This is a genomic window from Paenibacillus sp. GCM10028914 (genome assembly GCF_042666275.1).
Lineage (GTDB): Bacteria > Bacillota > Bacilli > Paenibacillales > Paenibacillaceae > Paenibacillus_AQ.
Genome location: NZ_JBHTFO010000016.1, coordinates 1 through 15338 on the forward strand (window position 1 = coordinate 1; position 15338 = coordinate 15338).

Below are 15338 nucleotides of genomic sequence, written 5' to 3' on the forward strand. Positions count from 1 at the left end.
ATTTAGTCATAAAAAAACTGCACCTCCAACTGTTAGAGTGTGTCTAACAATTGGGGTGCAGTTCAGTACCGGGGCTTTTTATTTACTCGTGAAACAGATTGTTTTATTAGAACCGCCGATTTTTCTTTTCATCTATGTACAGCTCTAAAGCCGTAATCGCCCGAATCATTAGTTTAATGAGAAGATATAGTGCACACAATCCGAGCAATATGAACAGACCGTATACGATAATAAAGATCATTTGCCATAAACCGAACATGGAAAATCCCATACTCATATCCACAAATCCATCCCCTTTTCTGAATTTTCATATCATAAAATGCATTCCACTATCATTCCATAATTAGGAAATATAATTACACTTTAACATAATAGGGGATGGGGGAGATATATTTAATGCAATTAAGGACTCCCTATAACTGAAACGGTCTGGCTGGTCGAGTTTCGGCTTCCCTGAACTTCACGGGAGACATGCCATATTTCGCACGGAATACACGGTGAAAATAGGAATAGCTGGCGAAACCGCAGGTCTCGGCTATTTCCTCAAGGGTCATGGAACTGTATTTGATACGTTCAACAGCCGCATTCAAGCGGATCTCCAGCGCATATTGAATCATAGTTTTGCCGTAACAAGCTTTGAACAACTGGACAGCACGGGACAAGCTGAGTCCGACATGCGAAGCTGCCTCCTCGAGCTTAAAGGTAACCGTGGCATGCTCCTCAATGAATCGCTTTAAACGCAGGGCTGTAAAAGTAGATCGGTCGGTGCGCTTTGTTTCGGTAATGGTTCGATCGAGGTAAAGGCAAAGGCTTCGCAGCAAATAGCCAATCAGCTCTGTATCCTCTTCTGGCCAGCGGCGCTTCTCGAGCAGAAGTTGTCTCCATAAGCCAAGCACATGCTCATCAATGCTAATATGGTTGAGCGTATGGCGTTCCGCTCGTTTCCACCAAGAATCAATCCAAGCGCCATCGCAAAAAATATAGTAATCACCGCTCGATACGCGTCCAGCACTTTGTTCTTCACTAACCCGCAGCTCGTATTCATCCCCCGGTTTAAGCAGGAGCAGATCACCTGCCTGTATATGATAGTCAATACCGTTGCAGTTAGCGTAGCAGGAACCCTCGGTTTGAAGACGGAATAGGTAGGTTGTTAAGCCACTCTTATAATTATTACTATAAGCCACCGTGTGATAAGAATAATCGCAGATTAGTAGTCTGGCCTCTGTCATCGTTGAACCTCCATTCTAAAAAAACAATCAGATAGTTCATGTTTTAACCATATAGTTTATGTTCATTTTAGCCTACTTCCTTGTATGATGGTATCAAATAAGGCAATACGTAAAAACTTTCGAATAGAGGTGTTCCTCCCATGAGAAGAATGGGTATCGGGTTGCAAATGTATACGTTGCGTGACGAAACAGCACAGGACTTCCGTGGTACGCTTCGCAAAGTAGCGGAACTAGGTTATGAAGGTGTAGAGTTCGCAGGTTATGGTGATATCCCCGCAGAAGAAATGAAAACGCTTCTTCAAGAGCTAGGACTTCAAGCGATTGGCAGCCACGTTGGATTGCATCTACTTCGTGAAGATCTGCAAAAGGAAATTGATTATCTTAAAACCATTGGTGCTAAGTATATGATGTGTCCTTATGTCTCGCCTGAGGATCGCTCAAGTGCAGAAGATTGGATGAGCTTGTTTGCTTATCTGGAGGAAGTCGGTACTGAGGCCCGAAAGCAAGGATTGATCTTTGGCTACCATAACCATGACTTCGAATTTGAGGACAAGGTGGGGGATGCGTATGTGTTCGATGCGATGTATGAAGCAACATCCCCAGAAGCTGTGCAAGTTGAAATGGACGTATGCTGGGTACAATTCGCAGGAGAAGATCCGCTTGCTTACATTCCGAAATATGCAGGTCGTCTGCCGCTGCTTCATCTAAAGGATTTCAGTAAAGACGAACAAGGCAATATGAAGACGCTTGAACTGAGCAAGGGCACTGTTAATTTACCAGGAGTAATTCAAGCTGCTTCAGACGCAGGAACACAGTGGCTAATCGTAGAGCAGGATGTATGCCAGAATCCGCCGCTCCAAAGCGTGGAGAACAGTTTGAATTGGCTGAAAAATAATTATTTGAACCAATTTTAATCCAAAATAAAGGAGATACTCCCATGAACAAAATTAAAGTTGCTGTATTTGGCTGTGGCGCGATTGCCCAGCGTAGACATATTCCTGAATATGCTGCAAATCCGAACGTAGAGCTGGTTGCATTTGCTGATCCGAACAAGGAGCGCGTGGAAGCCGTTGCTGAGCAATATGGTGGAAAAGCCTACACAAGCTATGAAGAACTGTTGAAGAATGAACAACTGGATGCGGTTAGCGTATGTACGCCAAACTATCTGCACGCACCGATGAGTATTGCTGCAGCTAACGCTGGCTTGCACGTACTGGTTGAGAAGCCGATGGCTACGACAACTGAAGAAGGAGAGCAGATGATTGAAGCTGCTCGTAAGAATGGCGTATATCTGATGGTTGGTCACAACCAGCGCTTGATGCCTCCGCATGTGAAGGCGAAGGAAATTCTTGATTCCGGTAAGCTCGGAAAAGTACTTACGTTCCGCACCTCCTTCGGGCATGGTGGTCCGGAAAGCTGGAGCCTTGATGGTCGCGATAGCTGGTTCTTCCGTAAGGAAGAAGCTATTATGGGAGCCATGGGTGACCTCGGCGTACACAAGTCTGACTTTATTCGTTACTTGCTGAACGATGAAATCGTGGAAGTAGCAGGATTTATTGGCACGATTCATAAAGAGGGAACCGATGTTGATGACAATGCAACTTGTATCGTCCGTATGAAGAGTGGAGCTGTCGGAACGCTGATGGCAAGCTGGACGCATTATCGTGGGGGCGACAACGGCACCGTACTATGGTGCGAGAATGGTGTCATGAAGATTGGTGCCGTAGAAGGCGATGAGGTTATTGTCGAGTTGACCAACGGTACAGTGGAGACCTACAAGGTCGGCGCAATGGCAACGAACGAGAAGCAAGTTCCAAGTGGTGTAATTGATGCATTTGTAGAATCCATTGTTACACAAACGCCTCCTAGCATTTCCGGCGAAGAAGGTCTGCGCTCTTTGAACGTTATCCTGGGTGCGTTTGAATCTCAGGAAACAGGAAAAATCGTAAAGCTGTAAACAGAGAAATAAGATGAAGAGACTCTCCCACAAGAGACAGATCTTCGTTAAATAAGACAAAAAAACATGCCGCCCGGGGATTTCCCTGAGCGGCATGTTTGTGTTTGTTGTCCATGATGTGCTTCGCTAGTATGAAATGATTCAGGAAATTTGGGGGCAAGAGCGATCGGAGGAATGATTCGTACTTGTAGCGCCTCAGAATACGCCCTTCTTTTTCATGATATTACATCAATAAGTTAGCCAAAGGCATACTAGACTCTATTTCAGCTTTCATCTTCAAAAGATAGTTCTGCGTACGCTCATTCACATGATCTAAGTCTACAAATTTCGAGAAGTAGAGGAAGGAATAAGCATTTCGATACTCGAGGAAAAAAGGAATAAGCTCGATCCATTCCTCACTCAGCGTATTTTCTTTAAGGTAACCTGTCATGAATGAATCACTGAACTTCGCAGCAAAATCCGACTTTCTATCGTTAGGCACAGTCTGTACAGCATGATAAATAGAGATAGCAATATCGTAAGCAAACCAGTTATAACCGGCATCACCAAAGTCAAAATAGATGATCTCATGGTTGTGCACATGAAAGTTATTATGATGGAGGTCATTATGTACAATCCCATAGCTCTCTTGATCCTGCGGAAGCGATGACAATATGCTCAAATATTCTTTCCACTTGGCATGCACCTTCTCACCAGCGGCTTCAGGAAATTCACTTGTGAAGAGTAACGAGTTATTCCAGTGTGGAAAGGCCATTCGATGAACGAGTGAAGTAGGGTTGGATTTACCGAGTGCATGCATTTTGCCCATATCACGACCCCACCGTTCAATTAGGGAGAAATCCAATTCCAGATCAGTTGGTGAACTGCCGGGAGCCTTAGCAAACGCAATCACATGGTAGAAATTTGTCTCATCGCTGACTTCTTCAATAAGAAGACCGTCATTCGACCGTATAGATTCCGTAATGTTCAATCCGTTCTCAGACAAATAGGCCATCCATGAGAGCTCTCTGATGAGGGAGGCTTTATTGCATTTAGCGGCATCAAGGAACTTCATAATGAAACGATGATCATCTTCACCGATATATTCGAATACATTCTGGTCAAACCCTCCAAGCAGTTGCAACGAGTAAGAGCCTCGGCCGAATTTCTTAGCACCTTGATCTAAAATAGCCTGTTTCATCGAAAGTCCCCTTTTATTCTGATCTCGCTACGGTCAAACTGCCTAACCATATCGGATGACATTTATGTCTTATCTATACAAGTCTAACGAAGATAGCGCAGTGTTGCAAAACTCGCCTCTATTCAGCCATAAAACAATCGTTCGAAGTTCGGTTAGACGATTTTATCCCCTCTTAATCGTAACTAATCATTTACTCTGGGAAGCACTGTACACTAAGATAGATTTTAAAAACCATGTTATGTAAACGCTTGCCAACATCGTAATGGAGCAGGGCACACGTTCTTAATGATGTCAGACATAGAAACAGAGGTGAAGGTATGAAGAGATGGCTCGGTAAATCGCTCAAGCACAAGCTGTCGCTCTTGATCATTATTGCAACGATGGTTCCACTGCTTTTTCTCGGTCTGTTCTCTTACAATATGGCAGGCGGCATTACAGAAGAGAAGGCCAAAATATCAGGGATGAACACACTGAGGCTGCTGGATGCCTATCTGGTCACGATGGTGAAAGACGTGGAGAATATGTCGCTGTTCTTGATCGGGCATAGCGGGGTTCAGAGCTATCTGAAGTCGCCGGAGAGAGACAGCAATTATACACAGCAGACCTCAATCATTAGCTTCTTAACGAATCTCGCATTCTCGAAGGAATACATAGCTAATATCATTATCGAGCCACTTGGGGCAAAACAGTCGATCTCTCATAAATCGCTGATTCGGTCAGAGTTTATCGACATTACGGAGAGAAGCCCTGAGTATTACGAGGAGTACCCCAAGTGGTGGTCCAACGTCCACCGGCAGTGGACATCAGATGGAGTTAGGCAGGTGGTGACGCTGGCACGGCCTATACGAAGTACTGACAAGTTCAAGAGGATCGGTAAGGTTCAGATCAATGTGGATCAAGCGGTTATCGCATATCAGGTCAGGCAGGCAGCTCTTGAGAAAAGCGGCTTTGTGCTTCTTCTGGATGAGAATAACCGAATTATTGCCGGGCCACCTGACATGGAGACGAATCTTTCACTGTTCGATTTTTATCCGGGGATGGAGAAGATGGAGGGAACCAGCGGATCACTGAACTATGGCGAAGGCTCAGACAAGAAAACCGTGCTCTATAAGGCGGTATCGGGCGTCAATTGGAAACTCGTTGGCATTATCCCGGCTGAAGAATATCGTTCGCAGAACCAATATGTACTTACATTAACCGCTGTTGCAGTCACTGTGGCGATGCTGCTCGTCATGATTCTGGTTGTTTTTTTGATCCAAAAAATTACGAAGCCGTTATCTACCCTCACTAAATTTCTTAAACACTCGAGTCCTGAAGAAGCGTTGCCTGCGATCCCTGTTACGACCATCGATGAGGTAGGGCAGCTGGTTATTAGTTATAACCGTCTGAGCTCCCGGATCGTGAAGCTGACGGAGGAAGTGAAGCGGAGTGAATCTTTGAAAAAAGAAGCAGATATGCAGGCACTTCAGGTACAGATCAATCCTCATTTTTTATACAACACATTGTCATCCATCCAATGGCTTGCCTTGATGAATAAAGATAGCAAAATCGCGGATATGGTCGGCTCGTTAAGCGACTTTTTAAGATTCAGTCTGAATAATGGCCAAGAATATTGTGCGGTCCACCAAGAGATGGAGCATGTTCGAAATTACGTGAACATTCAGTCGATTCGCTACCCAGATAAACTGATTTTCCATGTGCATATGGATGAGCGGGTGGGTGAGCAGACCATGCTGAAACTGCTGCTGCAGCCGCTTGTGGAGAACGCGATGCTGCACGGCATTTTGAAACGAGAAGGAATGGGCACGATTACGATTCATGCAAGCTTAGATGAATATGGGATTCATTTTGCGGTTGAGGATGATGGGGTGGGCATGAATGAGGAGCGGCTATCCTGGCTGCGAGCCCAATTAGAAGTGAATCCGGTTCATGAAAAAGGAAGGTCTCCACATGATAGCTACGGACTACGTAACGTGAACAACCGGCTTTATCTTCATTACGGCAAAGAGGCTGTTCTTCGGATTGAGAGCACAGAAGGTCAAGGTACAAGAGTAATGTTTACACTCCCTATTCTTTAAGTACAGGTTAGGGACGGTTAGGAATGATCTGATGGAGGGAGAGAGGCTTGGATGAAAGTTTTAATTGTGGATGACGAGGTCATTATCAGGACGGGTTTAAGCACAGTGATCAATTGGAAGAGCAACGGATTTTCAGTGTTGGAGCCGGCCGCATCTGCGGAAGAGGCAATGATCCGTATTCCCGAAGAACAGCCGGACATTATATTTACGGATATTCGGATGACAGGCATGAGTGGACTCGATCTGGCTCGAGAAGTTAGGAATGAACACCCGCAAACTGAGATTATCATCCTCTCTGGTTTTGATGAATTTATTTATGCCCAGCAGGCGATGCGGGAAGGTGTCAGTGAGTATTTGCTGAAGACGAGTCGTCCTGATGAAATTTTACAGGCTGCGACTCGGGCGCAAGCTCGAATTCAGCAGCGAAGACAAGGGGATGAAGAAGGGAGGGCGCAAGAACAAACAGTTAACCGGAGTTTTTTGAGAAAGATGCTTGCCTCGGTATCTCCGCCAGATGAGCAGTTAGTTATGGAACTGTGGGGTAGATATCCTGAATTGCGAATGACGCCGGGTGAACACATGCTTCAAGTCTGGATGATCACGCCCGGACATGAATGGGATAAGGATGAATTGTCATGCATACCTGAGACTATGTATCGTGCTCTTGGGGATGAGTTAGTGAGGTTATGGCCGTATGGGTGTGAGTGGATCCACTGGAATGAAGGTATTTTGGTGCTGGTTAGAATGGAGGAGAGGCAAGAAGGAAATAGCCGATTTGAATATATAATTCAAGAAGCAAAAGAGGAGGTTCACTGTAAAATATTCACCGCTTGTGGACAAACAGTTAACGATATTAAGAAGCTGCGCCTTGCACTCGATACGGCATTGGAAACCGCTGCATTTGAATGGCTGCTTCGTCCTAGAACATTCGTGTCTTATGAAGATATAAGAGAGCGTCAGGGCGTGAGAGCAGTCTGTACGATGGAAGAAGAGCGGGAGCTCGCAGCATGGTTTCGGGCAGAAGATTGTGCTGTGTTAAAGCAGGGGATAGGCGAATTATTGGCGCGTATCCGCCAGAATCCTCAGGCCACACCAAGCTCCGTCCAGGCCTATCTCCAGTCACTGATGGTTGCGGGATACCGCTGGCTGGAGCGTGCGGTTCAGTCCATCGGACTTTCCTATTCTCCGCCGAGTAGCGATACGCTGGATCTAGCCCACCTGGCCCAAAATCCTGAGAAGGTGCTGTTGCACCATTTTGAAACACTCATTCGGTACCATACGGAATTGGTGTCGGGTATTAGCCCGGTTCAGCGGGCTATTTCTTATATACATGAACATTTGGGGCAAGGATTATCACTGCAACAGGTCGCGAGGCATGTGCATATGAATTCGAATTATTTCAGCGAGTTGTTTAAACGGGAGACTGGCAAGAACTACATCGAATTCGTGACGGAGGCCAAAATGCAGAAAGCGATGACGATGCTGAGAGAGACCCCTGCCAAAATTAGCGAGGTAGCGAACGAAGTTGGCTATGAGGATATGAAGTATTTTAACAAACTATTCAAAAAATTTACGGGTGTGACGCCATCCGAATATCGAGCAAAAACTGAAATTCACCCCTCTATGGACTGAATTATGTCCCCTACGGACTAAACCGGTCCTCTTCTATACTTAGGTTATTCATGTAATTAAGGGGGATTGAGAATGAAAGCGATACAAAAAATGGGCTTGGTTTTGCTAATGTTTACATTTATTTTGGCAGCGTGCGGAGAAGCGAGTAATACACCTAAAAATGAAACCGCTAACAAGGGAGAGAAGGTCAAGCTGACGGTATGGCATAACTTTGCCGGTGATGATCTTCGGGCCAAAACAGTACGCAGTTTCATAGAGCAATTTGCACAAGACAATCCGAATGTAGAGCTTGATGCACAAGCAATTCCTGTCGATGGTTACAGACAGCGCCTCAGCACGGTTGCGGCTGCAAATGAATTGCCGGACCTGATGTTTGTTTACGCTGGGAGTCACTCCGCTGAATTGTACAAAGCAGGTCTACTTCAGCCGATTACAGATGTTTTGAATGAAAATAAGGAGTGGAAAGATAAGTTCCTGCCAGGCGCTTTTGATCCATTCACTTTTGAAAAAGATGAGATTTACACCGCTCCACTCGCCATGTCTGCTACTTCGATCTTGTATTACAACAAGGCGTTATTTGATAAGCATGGTGTTAAGGTTCCGACAACTTGGGATGAGATGATGACTGCAATCAAGGTGTTTAACGACAACAAGGTAACACCGATTGCTCTTGGTAATAAAGCGCCATGGGTTGCACAATCGACCATCCTTGGCTCACTTGCGGATCGGGTGACCGGGACAGAATGGTTTAAGAATGCCTCACAGCAAAAAGGTGCTAAATTCACGGATCCGGAATTCGTAGAGGCACTCGGATATTTTAAACAGTTGGTAGACAATAAAGCGTTCCAGGATGGGGCGAACAGTATAGATAATACACAAGCGGAGCAGTATTTCATTCAAGGTAACGCAGCCATGATGGTTAGTGGAGCTTGGACCCTTACGAATCTGGCAGCTTCTGCGACGGAAGATCAGATGAAGGATATTGAAGTAACGGTATTGCCTGCGATTCCGGGAGGTAAAGGCGATGCTAACACGATCTCTGGTGGAGCAGGAGGCGGCCTTGCACTAAGCAAACGAACAGAAGGTGCTGCAAGAGAAGCGGCTCTGAAACTGATCTATACGGTAAGCGGACCAGATGCACAGAAGGCGATTGCCGAGAGCAACTCGATGGTTATGTATGATACCGATATTGATGAATCCAAAGTTACATCGCTGTATTACAAAGCATTTAATCTGGTGAAACAGACAGGAATTACGCCAGTGTATGACGCAAATTTATCCGCGGAAGCAGGCGAAGCGATTAATAATGGCTTGCAGGAAATTATGATGGGTGGCACGCCTGAAAGTGTGGCGAAGAAGCTTCAGGATGCGCAGGCAAGATCCACAGCGGAGTAATGAATCTTCTGAGGGTGTCAGAAGAGAGGAGGAGTCTTAAGTGCCAACAGCCATTCGAAGTAAAGGATTTATTGCTATAGCTCTGCTTCCGGCGCTTCTGCTGTTCCTGATGTTTGTCATTGTTCCGGTTTTTTGGTCAGCATATTATGGTTTCTTTCAATGGAAGGGACTCGGCGAGGCCAAGTTTATTGGCCTCGGCAATTATAATGAAATATTGCATGACCGGATATTTTGGCGAGCTCTACGTAACAACCTCATTATTGTGGCATCAGCCCTGATCGGTCAGATCCCAATTGCGCTCCTACTTGCGTTGATGTTGCTAAAGAATACGTTCTTCTCGAGATTAATTCGCTCTGCGGTGTTTATGCCGATGGTGCTGTCCACGGTCGTCGTTGGTCTTATCTGGGGCTATATCTATCATCCGCAGTTCGGTCTTGCGAACAAAGTGTTAGAGCTGATTGGGCTGGAGTCCTGGACAAGGGCTTGGCTTTCGGACTCGAAGGTAAACATGCTGGCGATCTCGATTCCGATCAACTGGAGCAATATCGGTCCGTACCTAGTCATTTTTATCGCAGCGCTGCAGAACATATCTCCCGAAGTGAATGATGCTGCCAAAATTGATGGTGCGACGCGTTGGAAGAAGCTGATCCATGTAACCCTTCCGATGATCTGGGGTACTGTTGTGGTGACGATGGTTCTCTGTATCTCGGGAAGCCTGAAAGCATTCGACCATGTCATTGTTATGACAGGCGGCGGTCCGGCACAGTCCACGGAACTGCTGGCCACTTACATGTACAATAATACGTTTGATGTCTATCGGTATGGGTACGGATCGGCCGTGTCGACCATGATTATGATCATTAGTGCTTTGCTGCTGCTCATCAATTATGGACTGACCCGAAGGAAAGATAGTTGATGGAAAGGAGGGGGCATGTGAAACAACAAGCACTTCCGGCAAAGACAGCTGGTGGACTTCCATCCCCCGGCCGAAGAATGGCTGCAAAAGGTTTGTCTGGATTGGTTAAGTTGCTTCTGCTTATCTACGCCTTGTTAACGCTGTATCCGCTCTATTGGCTCTTTATTAGCGCATTCAAGACCAACCAGGATTTCTTCACCAATCCATATGGATTGCCGCTCGTGTGGATGAAAGATAATATATTCCGGGCGTGGGATATAGGAAATATGGGGAGAGCGTTAATCAATTCTACTACGGTTACCGTTATCTCCGTTATTCTTACGATTGTGCTCAGCGTCTTGGCAGCATATGTGCTGGCCCGGTTTCAGTTCCGCTTCAAAAAAGCAGTCATGGCCTTATTTCTGACCGGTATGCTGATCCCGATTCATAGTACGCTGGTTCCGCTGTTTCTGATGATGAAAGAGATCGGGCTGTTGAACACATACGGTGCACTCATTCTTCCGTATACAGCATTCGAGCTTCCCATTGCAATTTTCCTAGCCATGGCTTATATGGCCTCCATTCCACGGGAAGTGGAAGAAGCAGCTATGATTGACGGTAACGGCTGGTGGGGGATATTCGGAAGAATTATCTTACCGCTCTGTACCCCGATTGTAGCGACGATTTCCATTCTCGCTTTCCTGCGATTCTGGAATGACTTTTCCTTCGCGCTTGTGTTCATCAATTCGCAGGCACTGAAGACCTTGCCGCTTAGTTTGTCCCTTTTCTCGGATGGATTCGGGACCGATTACAGTCTTACGATGGGTGCGATGGCGATCGCTGTCATCCCTACCATTGTCATTTATCTGATTCTGCAGGAGCAGATTATGAAGGGAATGGTGGCTGGGTCGATCAAGGGGTAGGGAAATAGGGGAAACATTAATCTTGTCTATAAAGAATGAAATGAAGGTCTCTCAAAAAAAGCCTTAGCTCGGTATTCTGCCGGTCTAAGGCTTTTTTTAGTGCACCCTTAGAAAACGGAGGTGCGAATAGAATCTATACATAAACACATGAACTTCCAATCTCTGTTACTATTTGCTTATAAAATAAGGTATAATTCACTTTGGTTACATAGTTCTTTATAACTGCTTTTGACGGAAGAAGTGATAAACATGAAAGATCATTTAGTACATATGCGAGATAAGCTAAACAATATAAATAAACGGAATCGCTCCATTCGCTTGTTAAAGGTTTATCAGAAATGGAGTTTTGACCTTGCAACTTTAGATTCTATAGAGGCAAAAGTAGATGCAAAGACCATTCTAAAGAAGGTTATTGAGGGGAAAACACACGGGAAAATCACGTTACTACAGCCTTCTTTAGATGATGAAAAGTCAATGATTTTATCCAATAAGCTTACGGATCTTCATCGTCAAATTAAAGCCTTAGAAGATGAAACAGGAGTGCATGACCTGTATTTGGGATATCCCTTTCTATCCGGTGTTCTTCTCGATGGAACCTTTATTCAGGCGCCGCTGTTCTTGTTCCCGATCCGTTTGGAAAAAGACAATTCAGCACTGCAAAAGTGGGTATTACATGTGGAAGAAGGTGATCCACAGCTTAATCGTACCCTCTTTTTAGCATTGAAGAAATTAAATAAGCTTAACTTCTCAGAGGATATTTTTGATGAGTCGGTTTCAGTTGCAAGTTCCATGAATTTTGCAGAAATTATATCTTTTCTGGAAAACCATCAGTTGAAGGTTCAATATAATGAAACAGGTCTAAATCGATTAAAGGAATACAAGTCAGGTGAGATTCCTAAAGTCGCTAGTATGACGCTGCTTGAGAATGCGGTGATTGGTGATTTTCCACAAGGTGGATCTTCAATTGTTCGTGATTACGATGAGCTGATCAGCTTATCCGAGAGCAACTTACTCTCATTAGTAGGAGAGTTGATAAGTCCTGAAGATAATTTGTCCATTGAGGCAGGTCTGTTGCCTGGTCAAATGGAGCAAGATGAGCAAACCGGAATTAAAGAAGAAATAATGGATTTATTACAAACCGACGGTTCTCAGGAAGAAATTTTGCGAGAAGCTCGTATTCAAAAAGGATTAGTCGTACACGGGCCTCCTGGAACAGGGAAATCGCAAGTCATTGTTAATCTGATCACGGACGGACTCCATCGAAAGAAAAAGATACTCGTTGTCTGTCAGAAACGTGCAGCATTAGATGTTGTGTACCAACGGATGAGTAGTCTTGGACTTAGTGATCATGTTGCCCTTGTGCATGATGAGAAGGTTGACCGACAAACACTATATCAAAAGATTACGACAGTGTTAGAACATAATGAGTTGCAGTTTGCAGAAGCGGTAGAAGAGCTGATTGCTGTCACTTCCCGATTAGATAATCAAGAGAAGTTACTGAATACGATAGCTAAGGCACTTTATGAAAGGCAGCCATATGGGTACAGATTGTACGAACTCTACGGTGAATCGAAACCAATAACCGATGCAAGTATGATGATCTCCTTAAACAGTGTAGCCGATCGATTGACGAGAGAATCTTTACGCGATATGACGGAATCTGTATATATATATGGAGAGTGGTACCAACGATTTGGACAAGAGAGCTATCCATTACGTTATCGTAAGAGTTTGGCTGCTTTTGATATGAATGCGAAGTTAGATATGATACAAAAGTTGGAGGCATTAATCCAAAAAGCAAAACAAGCAACAGATTATATTGAAACGCTAGATATCGAGAAGATAACGCCTGCTTATACTTGGGAAGTTCAGCATCGATTAAAGAAAATCCACCCGGATCTTGATGGAAATCAAAAGCGTCCGCTTCAAAGACTACGTTTATTCTGGTGGACTACAGTTACGGGAAAATCTATTATTGAAGAGCTAACACATGGAGAGAAGTTTAACGGAACAAGTTCTAGCGAGTGGGTAAAGATAAAACACTCTTTAAAGACGATGTACGACTTAGGATTAGTAACAAAGGCTTTGGCCGATGATATGAATGCTCTATCAACGATGTTGCAAGATGAGCAAGTGAAGAAGTTACAGGCCCGAGTAGCAGAAGGCGAAATTCCGATACAAGATTTAAGTTTGTTAGTAGATTGTATCTATCGCGATTTTGATGATTTGAAATTAATGGATACGTTCTGGGAACAGACAAGCAATGATTTGAAAAGTGTTATTCATGCATTGCAGGGTAAAAAGCTTGTTACAGACCGATCACTGCCAGATGTTTGGGTAGATATCTTTAAGAATTCAGCATTTGTTCATTGGATTGAACAAATTGAAGCTAAATATCCAGATGTGAAGAAGATTTCTACAAATGAGATCGGAAGAATACGCGAATCGTTTGCTAATTTGTTAGAAGAAAAGCGGAAAGTAGCGGCAAAATATATGATTCATGAATTAAAGAACAAGGTGAATCATCTTCAACAAATACAAGGAAAATCAACGAAAGAGTTAAAACATCAAACAGGCAAGAAGAGAATGATCTGGCCACTTCGCAAATTAGTGAATGAATTTGCGGATAAGGGGTTAGTGGATATTTTGCCAGTGTGGTTAGCCTCGCCAGAGATGGTATCCTCTATTTTTCCGTTAAAAGAAGGATTGTTTGACATGGTTATATTTGACGAAGCCTCTCAGTTAACCTTGGAAAGCGGTATGCCGTCTGTATATCGTGGCAAACAAATCGTCGTAGCAGGGGATGAAAAACAGCTTCCGCCGACCAATTTATTCCGAGCAGGGTATGCGGACGAAGAAGACGAGGAAGAAGCAAAATATGATACAGATGAATCTGTTAGCTTACTCAACTTAGCAAAACGACGCTTTCCGGAGAAAATCTTACAATGGCATTATCGTTCTAAATACGATGAGCTCATTAACTTTTCTAACCATGCCTTTTACAACGGTCATATACAAATTGCTCCAAACGTAGCTCGTTCTAGCGGATCTGCTGCAATTGTCTGGAAACGAGTAGACGGCAGATGGTTGAACCAGTCTAATGAAGTAGAAGCTTTAGAAGTTGTTACACAACTAAAACATATACTCGTAGAACATCCTGGTAAGACGGTCGGGGTAATTACATTCAACGCGAAACAACAGTCTAAAGTACTTGATGTCATTGATAAGTCGGTAGCAGAAGATGAGGAATTTAGAGTTCTTTATTCGGAGCTAATGGCCCGCGATCTAGATGAACGGCTGTTTGTTAAAAACATTGAAAATGTTCAAGGGGACGAGCGGGATATCATCATCTTCTCAATCGGATACGCTAAAAATGAAGAAGGAAAAGTGTATAACCGCTTTGGATCACTAAACCAAAAAGGCGGCGAAAACCGATTGAATGTTGCGGTTACACGTGCCAAGGAAAGTATTGTCGTCATTTCTAGTATAGAACCCGAAGATCTGAACGTATCTAATGCGTCTGAACGAGGACCTAAGCTATTAAAGTCTTATTTGAAATATGCTAAAGCTGTATCTGGAGGGAAAGAAGAGGAAATCGATGCAGTCATCCAAGAGGTTAATGAAGCAGTAAGTACGCACGCTGTACAACAAGCGCTTCATTTCGATTCACCATTTGAAGAGCAGGTGTACCAGCAACTTCGTTCATTAGGATATGAAGTTACTACGCAAGTGGGCATGTCTGGCTACCGAATCGATATGGCAGTCGTTCATCCGAACGACCGTTCTAGGTACATTCTTGGAATTGAATGTGATGGGGCTATGTACCATAGTTCTCAGAATGCTAGAGAACGAGATGTTTATCGCCAAAGGTATTTAGAATCAAGAGGCTGGACTATTGAACGAATCTGGAGCAGGAATTGGTGGAAGAATCCTGTCACTGAAATCGAGCGTATTGATCAGCGAATTAAAGAGTTAGTTAGGAAACAAGAAGATAGCGATAAATTAAAGTGATTAATGATTAAACCCCTAAATAAAAACGAGAAGTAGTA

11 protein-coding genes are annotated in these 15338 nt (G+C 44.2%); 8 read left to right on the top strand and 3 right to left on the bottom strand.

The features are described 5' to 3' along the window. Window positions 1–106: 106 nt before the first annotated feature. Both ACFQV5_RS15625 and ACFQV5_RS15630 read right to left on the bottom strand, forming a co-directional pair. The gene (locus ACFQV5_RS15625) at window positions 107–283 is read right to left on the bottom strand and encodes a hypothetical protein (protein WP_379248640.1); all 177 of its coding nucleotides are present in this window, start codon (window positions 281–283) and stop codon (window positions 107–109) included. Window positions 284–413: 130 nt separating this feature from the next. Further along, entirely contained in the window at window positions 414–1229 is an 816-nt protein-coding gene (locus ACFQV5_RS15630; protein WP_379248290.1) for an AraC family transcriptional regulator, read from the bottom strand. A gap of 140 nt (window positions 1230–1369) precedes the next feature. Here ACFQV5_RS15630 and ACFQV5_RS15635 point away from each other — a divergent pair, with 140 nt between their 5' ends. After that, window positions 1370–2143 (top strand): sugar phosphate isomerase/epimerase family protein, encoded by a 774-nt coding sequence (locus tag ACFQV5_RS15635; RefSeq protein WP_379248291.1) that lies wholly within the window; start codon window positions 1370–1372, stop codon window positions 2141–2143. Window positions 2144–2166: 23 nt separating this feature from the next. Continuing rightward, window positions 2167–3186 carry a Gfo/Idh/MocA family protein gene (locus ACFQV5_RS15640; protein WP_379248292.1) on the top strand — a complete coding sequence of 340 codons (1020 nt, stop codon included), beginning with the start codon at window positions 2167–2169 and terminating at the stop codon, window positions 3184–3186. 223 nt (window positions 3187–3409) lie between these two features. Here the strand turns inward: ACFQV5_RS15640 and ACFQV5_RS15645 are convergent, their stop codons facing one another. After that, entirely contained in the window at window positions 3410–4366 is a 957-nt protein-coding gene (locus ACFQV5_RS15645) for a phosphotransferase enzyme family protein (protein ID WP_379248293.1), read from the bottom strand. A 317-nt stretch (window positions 4367–4683) separates the two neighbouring features. Here ACFQV5_RS15645 and ACFQV5_RS15650 point away from each other — a divergent pair, with 317 nt between their 5' ends. The 6 genes from ACFQV5_RS15650 (at window position 4684) to ACFQV5_RS15675 (ending at window position 15300) form a co-directional block, all read left to right on the top strand. Then, window positions 4684–6444, top strand: a complete 1761-nt coding sequence (locus tag ACFQV5_RS15650; RefSeq protein ID WP_379248294.1) for a sensor histidine kinase — start codon at window positions 4684–4686, stop codon at window positions 6442–6444. 51 nt (window positions 6445–6495) lie between these two features. Further along, window positions 6496–8076 (top strand): response regulator transcription factor, encoded by a 1581-nt coding sequence (locus tag ACFQV5_RS15655; RefSeq protein WP_379248295.1) that lies wholly within the window; start codon window positions 6496–6498, stop codon window positions 8074–8076. A gap of 72 nt (window positions 8077–8148) precedes the next feature. Further along, window positions 8149–9471, top strand: coding sequence for an extracellular solute-binding protein (locus ACFQV5_RS15660; protein WP_379248296.1), 1323 nt, complete (start codon window positions 8149–8151; stop codon window positions 9469–9471). A 40-nt stretch (window positions 9472–9511) separates the two neighbouring features. Further along, a complete protein-coding gene (locus tag ACFQV5_RS15665; protein WP_379248297.1) occupies window positions 9512–10387 on the top strand; it encodes a carbohydrate ABC transporter permease in 876 nt (291 codons plus the stop codon). A 77-nt stretch (window positions 10388–10464) separates the two neighbouring features. After that, entirely contained in the window at window positions 10465–11289 is an 825-nt protein-coding gene (locus ACFQV5_RS15670) for a carbohydrate ABC transporter permease (protein WP_379248620.1), read from the top strand. A 249-nt stretch (window positions 11290–11538) separates the two neighbouring features. Further along, a complete protein-coding gene (locus tag ACFQV5_RS15675; RefSeq protein WP_379248298.1) occupies window positions 11539–15300 on the top strand; it encodes an AAA domain-containing protein in 3762 nt (1253 codons plus the stop codon). Window positions 15301–15338 lie beyond the last annotated feature (38 nt).